The 14,620-nt window shown below is 62.6% G+C and carries 9 protein-coding genes; 5 read left to right on the top strand and 4 right to left on the bottom strand.

What is annotated here, in order from left to right; genetic code table 11:
* The first annotated feature begins 26 nt into the window (after positions 1-26).
* From nagA to nagE, 4 genes are read left to right on the top strand one after another with little or no spacing between them, the layout of a single operon-like run.
* On the top strand, positions 27-1,133 hold the full coding sequence (gene nagA, locus K3819_RS05190; RefSeq protein ID WP_221398768.1) for an N-acetylglucosamine-6-phosphate deacetylase: 1,107 nt from the start codon (positions 27-29) through the stop codon (positions 1,131-1,133).
* Positions 1,114-2,136 (top strand): SIS domain-containing protein, encoded by a 1,023-nt coding sequence (locus K3819_RS05185; protein WP_221398767.1) that lies wholly within the window; start codon positions 1,114-1,116, stop codon positions 2,134-2,136. The genes nagA and K3819_RS05185 overlap by 20 nt, the downstream gene beginning before the upstream one ends.
* 35 nt (positions 2,137-2,171) lie before the next feature.
* Entirely contained in the window at positions 2,172-4,685 is a 2,514-nt protein-coding gene (gene ptsP, locus K3819_RS05180) for a phosphoenolpyruvate--protein phosphotransferase (protein WP_221398766.1), read from the top strand.
* A gap of 23 nt (positions 4,686-4,708) precedes the next feature.
* Positions 4,709-6,424 (top strand): N-acetylglucosamine-specific PTS transporter subunit IIBC, encoded by a 1,716-nt coding sequence (gene nagE, locus K3819_RS05175; RefSeq protein ID WP_221398765.1) that lies wholly within the window; start codon positions 4,709-4,711, stop codon positions 6,422-6,424.
* A gap of 702 nt (positions 6,425-7,126) precedes the next feature.
* Here nagE and K3819_RS05170 read toward each other — a convergent pair.
* Both K3819_RS05170 and purL read right to left on the bottom strand, forming a co-directional pair.
* Positions 7,127-7,438 carry a YqfO family protein gene (locus K3819_RS05170; protein ID WP_221398764.1) on the bottom strand — a complete coding sequence of 104 codons (312 nt, stop codon included), beginning with the start codon at positions 7,436-7,438 and terminating at the stop codon, positions 7,127-7,129.
* Positions 7,439-7,443: 5 nt separating this feature from the next.
* Positions 7,444-11,340 carry a phosphoribosylformylglycinamidine synthase gene (gene purL / locus K3819_RS05165; protein WP_221398763.1) on the bottom strand — a complete coding sequence of 1,299 codons (3,897 nt, stop codon included), beginning with the start codon at positions 11,338-11,340 and terminating at the stop codon, positions 7,444-7,446.
* A gap of 285 nt (positions 11,341-11,625) precedes the next feature.
* On the opposite strand from purL, the gene mltF reads away from it, so the two are divergent.
* Positions 11,626-13,086, top strand: coding sequence for a membrane-bound lytic murein transglycosylase MltF (gene mltF, locus K3819_RS05160; protein ID WP_011332593.1), 1,461 nt, complete (start codon positions 11,626-11,628; stop codon positions 13,084-13,086).
* A gap of 52 nt (positions 13,087-13,138) precedes the next feature.
* Here mltF and pdxJ read toward each other — a convergent pair whose 3' ends face one another.
* Together pdxJ and recO are read right to left on the bottom strand one after the other, a co-directional pair.
* Positions 13,139-13,882 (bottom strand): pyridoxine 5'-phosphate synthase, encoded by a 744-nt coding sequence (gene pdxJ / locus K3819_RS05155; RefSeq protein ID WP_064382428.1) that lies wholly within the window; start codon positions 13,880-13,882, stop codon positions 13,139-13,141.
* Positions 13,883-13,929: 47 nt separating this feature from the next.
* On the bottom strand, positions 13,930-14,619 hold the full coding sequence (recO, locus tag K3819_RS05150; protein WP_039769514.1) for a DNA repair protein RecO: 690 nt from the start codon (positions 14,617-14,619) through the stop codon (positions 13,930-13,932).
* Between the last annotated feature and the right edge of the window lies 1 nt (position 14,620).

The following is a 14,620-nucleotide window of genomic DNA, read 5'->3' as shown; positions in this document are numbered from 1 at the left end:
CAGCCAGGCCAAACGAGAGAAGCGAAATGTCCGAAGACAACATCCTCACCGCTGACGGCTGGGTTCGCGGCCGGCTGATCCACGAACACGGCAGAGTCGTGTCGATCGAAGGCGTGCCTTGCGATCCGGCGACCAATGACCTGCCTTATCTGCTGCCGGGCTTCATCGACCTGCACGTCCACGGCGGCGGCGGCAAGGACATCATGGAAGGCGCCAGCGCCTTCGAGACCATCACCAAGACCCACGTGCGATTCGGCACCACCTCGTTGCTCGCCACCACCATGACCGCACCGAGCGCCGAGATTTCCAGCGTGCTCAGGGAAGTCGGCGAGTTCTGTGAACAGCGCCCGAAAGGTGCCGCCCGGGTTCTCGGCGTTCACCTTGAAGGCCCCTACATCAATCCCGGCAAACTCGGCGCACAACCGAACTTTGCCCACACCGCGTTGATGGCCGAGGTCGAAGACTATCTGGCACTGGCGCCGATTCGAGTGATCACCATCGCCCCGGAAATCGCCGGCCATGACGGTTTGATTCGTGAACTCAGCAGCCGTGGCATCCGCATGCAGATCGGCCACACCCTCGGCAGTTACGAGGAAGGCGTCGCCGCCCTCGAAGCCGGCGCCACCAGTTTCACCCACTTGTACAACGCCATGAGCCCGCTGCATCACCGCGAGCCGGGCATCGTCGGTGCGGCGCTGGCCCACGCCAAATTCGCCGAACTGATTCCGGACTTGCTGCACGTGCACCCCGGCGCGATCCGGGTGGCCCTGCGTTCGATCCCCTGCCTGTACTGCGTGACCGACTCAACAGCCGCTGCCGGCATGCCCGACGGCGAATACAAGCTCGGCAGCCACACCGTCACCAAATGCCTGGGCGGCGTGCGCCTGCCCGATGGCACCCTGGCGGGCAGCACCCTGACCATGGATCAGGCCCTGCGCAATCTGGTGAAGATCGGTCTGCCGATCGCCGAGGCCTCGCAACGTCTTTCGCAATTCCCCGCCGACTATCTCGGCATCACCGAACGCGGGCGCCTTGCACCTGGCGCCTGGGCCGACTGCGTGCGGCTGGATCGCTCACTCACACTGACCGCCGTCATGGTCGAAGGAGAAGACATTGACTTCAAAAATGCTTGAGGAGGCGCTGTCCTCATTCGAGGCCGTGCAAGCCCAACTGCAACAGCTCGACTCGCCAATGATCGAGATCGCCGGGCGCCTGCGTCGTCAGCCGCCGCAAGTGGCGATGACCGTTGCCCGTGGCAGCTCCGACCATGCGGCGAGCTACTTCGCCTACCTGACCATGCAGCAACTGGGGGTTCCGGTGGCGTCGTTGCCGATGTCGGTGGTGACCATGCAACAGGCGCCTTTGAAGGTCAGCGGTCAGGTTGCGTTCGCGTTTTCCCAGTCGGGCCAGAGCCCGGATCTGGTCAACAGCCTGCGCCTGTTGCGCAAGCGCGGCGCGCTCAGTGTGTCGATGGTCAACGCCGCCGATTCGCCGCTGGAGGCTGCGTGCGAATTCAGCCTGCCATTACTGGCCGGCACCGAAAGCAGTGTCGCCGCGACCAAGAGTTTCATCGCCACCCTCAGCGCCAGCGCCCGTCTGATCGCGCACTGGAAAGAAGACGCCGAATTGCTGGAGGCGCACAACGCCCTGCCCGAAGGCCTGCGCGAAGCCGCGCAACAGGACTGGAGCCCGGCCATCGACGCCCTGCGCGATTGCGAGCGGTTGATGGTGATCGGCCGGGGCGCCGGTTTCGCCATCGCCCAGGAAGCCGCGCTGAAATTCAAGGAAACCTCGGCGATCCAGGCCGAAGCCTTCAGCAGCGCCGAAGTCCGCCACGGCCCGATGGCCCTGATCGACGAACACTACCCGTTGCTGGTGTTCGCCCCGCGCGGCGCCGAACAGGCCGGCCTGCTGAGCCTGGCAGCCGAGATGCGTCAGCGCGGTGCCCGCGTGCTGCTGGCCGCGCCGAATGACGTGAGCGAGCGCGACCTGACCCTCAGCCGTGCCGAGCACCCGGCCCTCGATCCGATCCTCGCGATTCAGAGTTTCTACGTGATGGCGGCCGGTCTGGCCGTGGCCCGTGGCATGGACCCGGATCAGCCGCGACACCTGAGCAAAGTCACCCGTACGCACTGAGTCCGAACCGAACGTTTTCCTGATGAGACCGAGCCATGCACAACAACAATAAAGAGCTGACTTTAAGCGCCCCGCTCAGCGGCCCGGTGCTCACGCTCGCCAACGTTCCGGACGCGGTGTTCGCCAGCGGCGCGATGGGCGACGGCATTGCCATCGATCCGCTGAACGACACCCTGTATTCGCCCTGCGCCGGGGTAGTGATCCACGTCGCCCGCACCGGCCATGCGCTGACCGTGCGCGCCGACAACGGCGCCGAGCTGTTGCTGCACCTCGGTCTGGACACGGTGGAGTTGCAGGGTGAAGGCTTCTCGATGCTGGTCAAGGAAGGCGCGCGGGTCAGCAATGGCCAGCCGCTGCTGCGCTATGACCTGGACAAGGTCGGCCGCCAGTGCAAAAGCCTGGTCAGCCTGCTGATCCTGACCAACAGCCAGGATTTCCAGGCGCGCCCCATCACCCTGAAAACGGTGAAGGTCGGCGAGCCGCTGCTGCACATCATCGCTCGTCACAGTACAGCGGCGAATGCAGAAGAACTCGGCGGCCCGGAAGTTCTCGGTCACGTGCAGGTTGCCCATCGCGGCGGTCTGCATGCGCGCCCGGCGGCGTTGATCCGCCAGACGGCGCAAGGGTTCAAGAGCCAGTCGCAGCTGCATTTCGCCGGCAAGTCGGCATCGTGCAACAGCCTCATCGGCTTGATGGGCCTGGCGATTGGCGAGCAGGACGAAGTGCAGGTCAGTTGCCAGGGCCCGGACGCACAAGCGGCATTGCAAGCCTTGCTCACCGCACTGGCCACCGCACTGCCCGAAGACCATCATGCCGCCGCACCGGTTGCCGCCGCTCCACGCAATCGCTCGGCCGAGGCTGGCGTGTTGCACGGTGTGTGCGCCGCGCCGGGACTGGTGGGCGGGCCGCTGTTTCGTCTGAACGCGATCAGCCTGCCGGCGGACACCGGCAATCATCAGCCCGAGCATCAACTACAGATTCTCGACACCGCGCTTAATCAGGTTCGCAGCGAAATCGACGGCACCCTCGTCCAGGCGAAAAAACAGCGCAATGCCGACGAGGAAGCGATCTTCGCCGCGCACCTGGCCTTGCTGGAAGACCCGGCCTTGCTCGACGCCGCCCAGCAATCGATTGAAACCGGCACGGCGGCGACCCACGCCTGGAGCCAGTCCATCGATGCGCAATGCGAAGTGCTGCAAAACACCGGCAGCCCACTGCTGGCCGAGCGCGCCAACGATCTGCGCGACCTCAGGCAACGAGTGCTGCGCGCCCTGCTCGGCGAAGCCTGGCACTACGACGTGCCGGTCGGCGCCATCGTCGCCGCCCACGAACTGACGCCGTCGGACCTGCTGCAACTGAGCGCGCAAGGCGTCGCCGGTTTGTGCATGGCCGAAGGTGGCGCGACTTCCCACGTGGCGATTCTGGCTCAGGGCAAAGGCCTGCCGTGCGTGGTCGCACTGGGCTCGGCGCTGCTCGATCAAGCGCAAGGCCTGTCGGTGGTCCTCGACGCCGACGGCAGTCGCCTCGAGCTGACGCCGAATGCCGAGCGTCTGGCCGAAGTGCAGCAGGCGCAGATCGACCGTCAACAACGGCGCGACGCCCAGCAAGCTCAGGCCCATCTGCCGGCCGAAACCCGCAACGGCGTATCCATCGAAGTGGTCGCCAACGTCGCTTCCAGCCACGAAGCAGCCGATGCGTTTGCCAATGGCGCCGATGGCGTCGGCCTGTTGCGCACCGAGTTTTTGTTCGTCGATCGCCACACTGCGCCGGACGTCGAAGAGCAACGCGCTGCCTATCAAGCCGTGATCGATGCCATGGGCGACAAGTCGGTGATCATCCGCACCATCGACGTCGGCGGCGACAAGCAACTCGACTACCTGCCACTGCCAGTGGAAGCCAACCCGGTGCTCGGCCTGCGCGGCATTCGCCTGGCCCAGGCCCGCCCGGAAATCCTCGATCAGCAACTGCGTGCGCTGCTGCAAGTCAGCCCGTTGCAGCGTTGCCGGATCCTGCTGCCGATGGTCACCGAGGTCGACGAATTGCTGCACATCCGCCAACGGGTAGATGCGCTGTGTCTGGAACTGGGCATCAATCAACGTCCGGAAATCGGCGTGATGATCGAAGTCCCGGCCGCCGCGTTGCAGGCCGAGCAACTGGCCGAACACGCCGACTTCCTGTCCATCGGCACCAACGACCTGTCGCAATACACCCTGGCCATGGACCGCGACCACTCAGGCCTCGCCGCACGGGTCGATGCCTTGCACCCGGCGCTGCTACGCCTGATCGCCATGACCTGCGAAGGCGCGGCGGTGCATAAACGCTGGGTCGGCGTGTGCGGCGCCCTCGCCTCGGATCCACTGGCGACGCCGGTGTTGATCGGCCTGGGCGTGACCGAACTGTCGGTGAGCCCGGTACAGATCGGCGAAATCAAGGACCGCGTGCGCCAGCTGCACGAAGCCGAATGCCAACGCCTCGCCCGGGACTTGCTCAAGCTGAGCAGCGCCGCCGCGGTGCGTCATGCCTGTCATCAACATTGGCCTCTGCGCTAACAAAAACAACAAGGACAATCGCCATGTACCAACTCTTCATCGAAGGCCTGCAACGCCTCGGCCGCGCGCTGATGCTGCCGATCGCGATCCTGCCGATCGCCGGCCTGCTGCTGCGCCTGGGCGACACTGACCTGCTGAACATCGCAATCATCCACGACGCCGGTCAGGTGATCTTCGCCAACCTGGCGATGATCTTCGCCATCGGCATCGCGGTCGGTTTCGCCCGGGACAACAACGGCACCGCCGGCCTCGCCGGGGTGATCGGTTATCTGGTGATGATCTCCACCCTCAAGGTGCTCGACGCCAGCATCAACATGGGCATGCTCGCCGGGATCGTCAGCGGCCTGATGGCCGGCGCGCTGTACAACCGTTTCAAGGACATCAAGCTGCCGGAGTACCTCGCCTTTTTCGGTGGCCGGCGTTTTGTGCCGATCGTCACCGGGTTCGCGGCGGTCGGTCTGGGCGTGGTGTTCGGCTACATCTGGCCGCCGATCCAGCACGGCATCAACAGCTTCGGCGCCTTGATGATGGAAAGCGGCAGCCTTGGCGCCTTCGTGTTTGGCGTGTTCAACCGCCTGCTGATCGTCACCGGCCTGCACCATATCCTCAACAACATGGCGTGGTTCGTGTTCGGCAACTTCACCGACCCGACCACCGGCGCTCTGGTCACTGGCGATCTGTCGCGTTACTTCGCCGGCGATCCCAAGGGCGGCCAGTTCATGACCGGCATGTTCCCGATGATGATCTTCGGCCTGCCGGCCGCGTGCCTGGCGATGTACCGCAACGCCCTGCCGGAACGCCGTAAGGTCATGGGCGGGATCTTCCTGTCGATGGCCCTGACCTCATTCTTGACCGGGGTGACCGAGCCCATCGAATTTGCCTTCATGTTTCTGGCGCCGCTGCTGTATCTGGTGCATGCGTTGCTGACCGGGTTGTCGATGGCGATCACCAATGCGCTGAACATTCATCTGGGCTTCACCTTCTCCGGTGGTTTCATCGACATGGTGCTGGGCTGGGGACGCTCCACCAACGGCTGGCTGGTGGTGCCGGTGGGACTGGTTTATGCCGTCATCTATTACGCGGTGTTCGACTTCTGTATCCGCCGTTTCAATCTGAAAACGCCGGGACGTGAAGACGTGGCCGCTGCCGAGAAATCCGTGCTGACAGAAAACGAGCGCGCCGCTGCGTACATCAAAGCCTTGGGAGGTGCCGAGAATCTGGTCACCGTCGGCGCGTGCACCACGCGGCTGCGACTGGAAATGGTCGATCGCAACAAAGCCTCCGATGCCGATTTGAAAGCACTGGGTGCAATGGCCGTGGTACGTCCGGGCAAGGGCGGCAGTTTGCAGGTGGTCGTCGGGCCGATGGCCGACAGCATTGCCGACGAAATCCGCCTGGCGATGCCCGCATTGGGCCGAGTCGTAGTGGCTGCTCCTGTCACAGTCGTCGAAACCAGCGAGCCCGTTGCTATAGCCGCACCGCAAGCCCAGCAATGGCTGAGCGCCCTGGGCGGCAGCGACAACGTGCTGCAACTCGACTGCATCGCCATGAGCCGCATCCGCCTGCAACTGGCCGATGGCAAAGCGCTGTCGGAAAGCCGATTGAAAGAACTTGGATGTCTGGGCGTGAGCCCGCTGGAGGATGGCGTGTGGCACTTGCTGGTGGGTGAGCGGGCGCAGAGTTTGAGTGTGGCGCTGGAGGGGTTGGTCAATCGGAGTGAGGTGAGTGCAAAAGTCTGATGGTCGCCATCCAGTTTTGACTTTAAGCGATTACAAACAAGAGACCCGGCCTAGGCCGGGTTTCCTGTTTCATTTGAAGCAACCACCGCAGGACCGGAGCTTCCGAGGGGCAAGCTCAAAGCAAATGGGAAGATTCGGTAAATCCCACACATCTTTAAACATTCGAAAATGGAACGCGGAGCGTCCCGGGCTGCATTCCCACGCGGAGCGTGGGAACGATCAAGCAGTACACAGCTACCTTTTGCTTCCTGCTTCCTGCTTCCTGCTTCCTGCTTCCTGCTTCCTGCTTCCCGCTTCCCACTTCCCACCACTCAACACGATGAGCGTTAGCTCGAGTAAAGCTCTTGATCTTTTGGCCCCTTCGGAAGGCTGAGTGGAGGGATTTATCCGGGGGTGGGAGCGCAGCGACCGTGCGGCGCAGCCGCATGCATCGAGAGGAGGTGCAGCGAAGCAAACCGTAGGCGATGCCCCCGGATGAATCCCGGAACGAAGGAACACCGAGCCAAAGCGAGGTGCCGAACGCCGGGGCCCAGCGTTTTTGGTTACTTTTTTGGCGTTTGAAAAAAGTGACTCGCCGTAAGGGCGAAACCGCCAGTGGCAACACCCGAAGCAACGGATATTCACTCAATCCCAAAACCAAAAAACCAAAAAACCCGCTGAAATCACTTCCAGCGGGTTTCCCGTATCAGCAGCCAAGGAAGATCAAAAATCCTCCAGCCGCCACACTTCATAAGCCGGCGTCTCGTAGGGATGGCTCAACTTAAGAGCCGCCACTACCGCGCGAATCAACTCATCGCAAACGACAAGCTCAACCTTCCACTCCTCGACCCGCTCAACCTGCCCAACCTGACCAATGAACGGCTGACTGCCGTCCAGAGGCCGAAACTGACCAGAGCCAAGCACCTGCCAAGCACAGTGGTCATAGTCACCAATCCGCCCACCACCGGCAGCGAACACAGCGTCCTTGACCACCTCAACATGGCTGTCGGGAACAAAAAACGCGAGCTTGTACACAGCGCTTAGTTCACCCACACACGAGCATTACGGAACATACGCATCCAAGGTGCGTCTTCGTTCCAGTCTTCCGAACGCCACGAGTTCTGCACGGCACGGAACACACGCTCCGGGTGCGGCATCATGATCGTCACGCGACCGTCGCGGCTGGTGAGGCCGGTGATCCCGCGCGGCGAACCGTTCGGGTTGGCCGGGTAGGCTTCGGTGACCTTGCCGTGGTTGTCGACGAAACGCATCGCCACGCAACCCGACAGATCGGCTTCCAGCAGTGCCTCTTCGCTTTCGAATTCGGCATGGCCTTCACCGTGAGCGATGGCGATCGGCATGCGCGAACCGGCCATGCCCTGCAGGAAGATCGAGTTCGACTCCTGAACCTGAACCATCGCCACGCGCGCTTCGAATTGCTCGGAGCGGTTGCGCACGAAGTGCGGCCAGAACTCGCTGCCCGGGATCAGCTCGTGCAGGTTGGACATCATCTGGCAACCGTTGCACACGCCGAGGGTGAAGCTGTCGTTACGTTCGAAGAAGCCCTGGAACGCATCGCGGGCACGGCTGTTGAACAGTGCGGACTTGGCCCACCCTTCACCGGCGCCGAGAACGTCGCCGTAGGAGAAACCACCGCAGGCCACCAGACCCTTGAACTCGTTCAGGTCGACGCGGCCGGCCAGAATGTCGCTCATGTGCACGTCGATCGCGTTGAAACCGGCGCGGTCGAACGCAGCCGCCATTTCCACCTGACCGTTGACGCCCTGCTCACGCAGTACCGCAACCTGTGGGCGGATGCCTTTCTTGATGTAAGGCGCGGCGATGTCCTGGTTGACGTCGTAGCTCAGCTTGACGCTCAGGCCCGGGTTGTCTTCTTCCAGCAGCGCATCGAACTCTTGCTCGGCGCAGTCGGCGTTGTCGCGCAGACGCTGGATCTGGTAGCTGGTCTCGGCCCACTGACGTTGCAGCAGACGACGCTGGCCTTCGAACACGGTGTCACCGTTGAAGGTGATGTTGATCTGGCCATTGTTGATCGGCTGACCGATCACCGACACGCAGTCGCCCAGACCAGCCGCGCTGAATTGGGCGAGGATGTCCGGGGTCGCGTCCTGACGAACCTGGATCACGGCACCCAGTTCTTCGTTGAACAGGATGGCGGCGATTTCTGCCGAGGATTCAGCAACGCTGTCGAGGTTCAGGCTCAGACCGCAGTGACCGGCGAAGGCCATTTCCACCACGGTGGTCAGCAGACCACCGTCGGAACGGTCGTGGTAAGCCAGCAGATGACCGTCGGCGTTGAGGCCCTGGATCACGGCGAAGAACGCTTTCAGGTCTTCGGCGTCGTCGACGTCCGGAGCCTGCTTGCCGAGCTTGCCGTGAACCTGCGCGAGGATAGAGGCGCCCATACGGTTCTGACCGCGACCGAGGTCGATCAGGATCAGGTCGGTGGTGCCCTTGTCCATGCGCAGTTCCGGAGTCAGGGTCTGACGGATGTCAGCCACTGGCGCGAAACCGGTCACGATCAGGGACATCGGCGAGGTGACGGTCTTGTCTTCGCCATCGTCGTTCCAGCGGGTGGCCATGGACATCGAGTCCTTGCCAACCGGAATGGTCAGGCCCAGTTCAGGGCACAGTTCCATGCCGACCGCTTTCACGGTGTCGTACAGACGCGCGTCTTCGCCCGGGTGGCCGGCAGCGGACATCCAGTTCGCCGACAGTTTGATGTCGGAGAGCTTGTTGATGCGCGAAGCGGCAATGTTGGTCAGGGTTTCGCCAATGGCCATGCGGCCCGACGCCGGAGCATCCAGCAGTGCCAGCGGAGTGCGCTCGCCCATCGCCATCGCTTCACCGGTGTAGACGTCGAAGCTGGTGGCGGTGACGGCCACGTCGGCCACCGGAACCTGCCAAGGGCCGACCATCTGGTCACGGGCCACGAGGCCGGTGATGGTGCGGTCGCCGATGGTGATCAGGAAGCTTTTGCTCGCCACGGCCGGGTGGTGCAGGACGCGTTCGATGCTTTCACTGATGTCGAGGTTCGACGGATCGAAGTCATCGCCCAGCTCGGCTTCGCGAACCACCGAACGGTGCATGCGCGGCGCCTTGCCCAGCAACACTTCCAGTGGCATGTCCACCGGGTTGTTGCCGAAATGGCTGTCGGTCACGGTCAGTTGCGGCTCGGCGGTGGCTTCACCGACAACGGCAAACGGGCAACGCTCACGTTCGCAGATCGCCTTGAAGCGCTCGAAGTCGGCCGGGCCGACTGCCAGAACGTAACGTTCCTGGGATTCGTTGGACCAGATTTCGTGCGGGGCCATGCCCGGCTCGTCGTTTGGAATGTTGCGCAGTTCGAAACGGCCACCGCGGTCGCCGTCGTTGACCAGTTCCGGGAAGGCGTTGGACAGACCGCCCGCACCCACGTCGTGGATGAAGCTGATCGGGTTCTTGTCGCCCAGCTGCCAGCAACGGTCGATGACTTCCTGGCAGCGACGCTCCATTTCAGGGTTTTCACGCTGAACGGAAGCGAAGTCCAGATCCGCCGAGCTGGTGCCGGTGGCCATGGAGGAAGCAGCGCCGCCGCCCAGACCGATCAGCATCGCCGGGCCGCCGAGCACGATCAGCTTGGAGCCGACCAGAATCTCGCCTTTCTTGACGTGTTCTTCACGGATGTTGCCCATGCCGCCAGCCAGCATGATCGGCTTGTGGTAACCGCGAACTTCGTCACCGTGCGGGGTGGTGATCGATTGTTCGAAGGTACGGAAGTAACCGGTCAGGGCCGGACGGCCGAATTCGTTGTTGAACGCGGCGCCGCCCAGCGGGCCTTCGATCATGATGTCCAGCGCGTTGACGATGCGCTCAGGCTTGCCGTACGGCACTTCCCACGGCTGTTCGAAGCCCGGGATCTGCAGGTTCGACACGGTGAAACCGGTCAGGCCGGCTTTCGGCTTGGCGCCACGACCGGTTGCACCTTCGTCGCGGATCTCGCCACCGGAACCGGTGGACGCGCCCGGGAACGGAGCGATCGCGGTCGGGTGGTTGTGGGTTTCGACCTTCATCAGGATGTGCACCGGCTCCTGCACCGCGCCGTACTGGCGGGTTTCCGGATCCGGGAAGAAGCGGCCGGCGACGTTGCCGACGATCACCGAAGCGTTGTCCTTGTAAGCGGACAGCACGCCTTCGCTGTGCATCTGATAGGTGTTCTTGATCATGCCGAACAGGCTTTTTTCCTGGCTCTCGCCGTCAATATCCCAACTGGCGTTGAAGATCTTGTGGCGGCAGTGCTCGGAGTTGGCCTGGGCGAACATCATCAGTTCGATGTCGTGCGGGTTGCGCTTGAGACCGTTGAAGGCGTTGACCAGATAGTCGATCTCGTCTTCGGCCAGGGCCAGGCCCAGTTCGACGTTGGCCTTCTCCAGCGCGGCGCGACCACCGCCGAGGATGTCGATGGCGGTCAGCGGCTTCGGTTCGGCGTGGCTGAACAGACCGGCGGCCTGCTCGAGGTTGGCCAGAACGATCTGAGTCATACGGTCATGCAATACGTCTGCAATCTGCTGCGCTTCGGTTTCGCTGAACTGACCGGCCACGTAGAACGCGATACCGCGCTCCAGGCGCTGGATCTTGCTCAGGCCGCAGTTGCGGGCGATGTCGCTGGCCTTGCTCGACCATGGCGAGATGGTGCCGAAACGTGGCAACACCAGGAACAGACGACCGGTCGGCTCTTGAACCGGAACGCTTGGACCGTACTTCAGAAGGCGCGCAAGCACCTGCTGTTCGTCGCCGGTCAGGACGCCGGTGACTTCGGCGAAGTGAGCGAATTCAGCATACAGGCCACTGACAGCTGGAACCTTCTGGCTCAGTTGCTCAAGGAGTTTGCTGTGGCGAAAGGCAGAAAGGGCAGGAGCGCCGCGCAGGATCAACATCTTCGGGACAGCCTCGGGAAGGGGTGTGCTTTGAGGCCGTGCATTCTAGCCTAAACCGCCCTCAACATCACCCGAAACGCTACGCACGGTTGCACCCGGATGTCGAGTGGCGTTCCTGCCTTGAGGGTCAAATTTATGGGGTGTTGCAAGGCGGGTTATTTTTTCTGTCACAAAATGCCTTTCGGGCCCGTTTCTGCGGGGTTTCGCGCGGTTTTGTGATGCCTAGCAGACAACCCCTCGACTGTCGAGATATGGCGCCCGTTGTCCTTTGCGTATACTGCGCACATGTTTTCCCCAACGGCTTTGCGTCCGCGATACGCCAAATGGCTGATCGCTACCGGACTCTTCCTGATGCTCAGTGGCTGTGTTGATAAACCCAACACACTCGAGCGCGTAAAGGAGGATGGTGTGCTGCGGGTGGTCACCCGAAACAGCCCCGCCACCTACTTTCAGGATCGCAGCGGTGAAACCGGCTTCGAATACGAGCTGGTGAAGCGCTTTGCCGACGATTTGGGGGTCGAGCTGAAGATCGAAACCGCCGACAATCTAGACGACCTGTTCAATCAGGTCGGCAAGCCGAACGGCCCGGTACTGGCGGCCGCCGGCCTGGTCAGCAGCGAACAGCGCAAGAAGCAGGTTCGCTTCTCGCGCTCCTACCTCGAAGTCACCCCGCAGATCATCTACCGCAACGGCCAGTCACGCCCCACCGACGCCGGCGATCTGGTGGGCAAGAAGATCATGGTGCTCAAGGGCAGCACCCACGCCGAACAACTGGCGGAGCTGAAACAGAAATATCCTGGCATTCAATACGAAGAGTCCGACGCCGTTGAAGTGGTCGACCTGCTGCGCATGGTCGATGAAGGTCAGATCGACCTGACCCTGGTCGACTCCAACGAAGTGGCGATGAACCAGGTGTACTTCACCAACATCCGCGTCGCCTTCGACCTCGGCGACGCGCGCAGCCAGAGCTGGGCCGTGGCGGCCGGCGAAGACAACAGCCTGCTCAACGAGATCAACAGTTATCTGGACAAGGTGCAGAAGAACGGCACCCTGCAACGCCTGAAAGACCGTTATTACGGCCACGTCGACGTCCTCGGCTACATGGGCGCCACCACCTTCGCCCAGCATTTGCAGCAGCGGCTGCCCAAATACGAACAGCACTTCAAGGCCTACGCCAAGAAAGAGAAAGTCGACTGGCGCCTGCTGGCGGCGATCGGTTATCAGGAATCGCTGTGGCAACCGGCGGTCACGTCGAAGACCGGCGTGCGCGGGCTGATGATGCTGACCCAGAACACCGCCCAGGCCATGGGCGTGTCCAACCGCCTCGATCCGAAGCAGAGCATCATGGGTGGCGCCAAGTACCTGGCCTACATGAAGGATCAGCTAGACGAATCGATCCAGGAACCGGATCGCACCTGGTTTGCCCTGGCGGCCTACAACGTCGGCAGCGGTCATCTGGATGACGCGCGCAAACTGGCGGCCAAGGAAGGGTTGAACCCGGACAAGTGGCTGGATGTGAAAAAGATCCTGCCGCGCCTGTCGCAGAAGCAGTGGTACAGCAAGACCCGCTACGGCTACGCCCGGGGCGGCGAACCGGTGCATTTCGTGGCGAACATCCGTCGCTACTACGACATCCTCACCTGGGTGACCCAGCCGCAGCTTGAAGGCGATCAGGTGGCCGAGGGCAATCTGCATGTGCCGGGGATCGACAAATCGAAACCGGCTCAAGAGCCCGCCCCGCTTTAACCCATCCCCAAAACAAATGTGGGAGCAATTTGCTCCCACGAGATGTTGAAACTTAGTGTTTGGCAGCCGCCAGAATCAACGCCTTCATCTCCGACACCGCCGACTTGAAACCGACGAACAGAGCATGCGCCACCAGCGCATGACCGATGTTCAGCTCATTGATACCCTTGATCGCGGCAACCGCCTCGACGTTGTGATAGTGCAGGCCATGGCCGGCATTGACGATCAGGCCCTGGGCCAGACCGAAGGCCACGCCGTCCGCGACACGCTTGAGTTCTTCAGCCACTTCGGTCGGTGTTTCGGCATCGGCGTAACGTCCGGTGTGCAGCTCGATGGCCGGTGCGCCGACGCGCTTCGACGCAGCGATCTGCCGCTCGTCGGCGTCGATAAACAGCGACACTTCGCTGCCGATCTTCGACAAACGCTCGACCGCCGCCCTGATCCGCTCTTCCTGCCCCGCCACATCCAGACCGCCTTCGGTGGTCAGCTCCTGACGGGTTTCCGGCACCAGGCAGATGTGCGCCGGACGAATGCGCTCGGCGAACGCCATCATTTCTTCGGTGACGCCCATTTCGAAGTTCATGCGGGTTTGCAGCACATCCTTGAGCAGCAGCACGTCGCGCTCCTGAATGTGCCGACGGTCTTCGCGCAGGTGCACGGTGATGCCGTCAGCGCCCGCCTCTTCCGCGTCCAGCGCAGCCTTGACCGGATCCGGATAGCGCGTGCCACGGGCCTGACGCAGGGTGGCGACGTGGTCGATGTTCACGCCAAGAAGAATGCGATTGCTGGTGGTCACGGATGCGCTCCTGAATGGAAAGATTCGGCGCACAGCATACGGTGAGATCAGGGCTTGCGAAACAGCTCGCGACTGACGAGGGGACGACCGCCCAGATGCACGGCCAGCGCTTGTCGCATCAAGCGCTTGGCGGCGGACAACGCGCCGGGGGCCGACCAGTCGGCTTCGGCCATGGCCAGCAGTTCGGTGCCGTTGAACAGACCGGGTTGCAGCAGATAGACCCGTTCGAGCCCGGCATCCACCTGCAAGCGGTATAGGCCATCCGCAGCGATGGGTTCGTCATTGATGTCGGTGTTCAGGGAAAAGCCATAACCGAGGTCGTCGAGCAGCCGCCATTCGAAGGAGCGCAACAGCGGTTCCAGCGGCCGCCCCTCGGCCAATGCCAGCAACGTGGCAGCGTAATGATCGAACACCGCAGGATGCGGATCTTCGGCGGGCAACAGGCGGATCAACAGCTCATTGAGATACAGACCGCTGAACAGCGCCTCGCCGACCATCCACGTGGCGTTGCCGACACTCTCCATGCGCCCGACGTTCTTCAACTCACCCTTGCCGCGAAACTCCACTTCCAGCGGCACAAACGGGCGCGCCAGCGTCCCGGCCTTGCCCCGCGCACTGCGCAACACCGCCCGCAGCCGACCTTGCGGCGTGAGGAAGTCCACCAAGGCGCTGGTTTCGCGGTAGGCGCGCGAATGCAGGACGTAGGCGGGTTGGGCGGGAGGCGGGCTTTGCGACATT

The organism is Pseudomonas sp. 3-2 (assembly GCF_019710535.1).
GTDB lineage: Bacteria > Pseudomonadota > Gammaproteobacteria > Pseudomonadales > Pseudomonadaceae > Aquipseudomonas > Aquipseudomonas pharyngis.
Note: the sequence above shows the minus strand (reverse complement) of the source record. Positions and strands in the feature narration are given on the sequence as shown.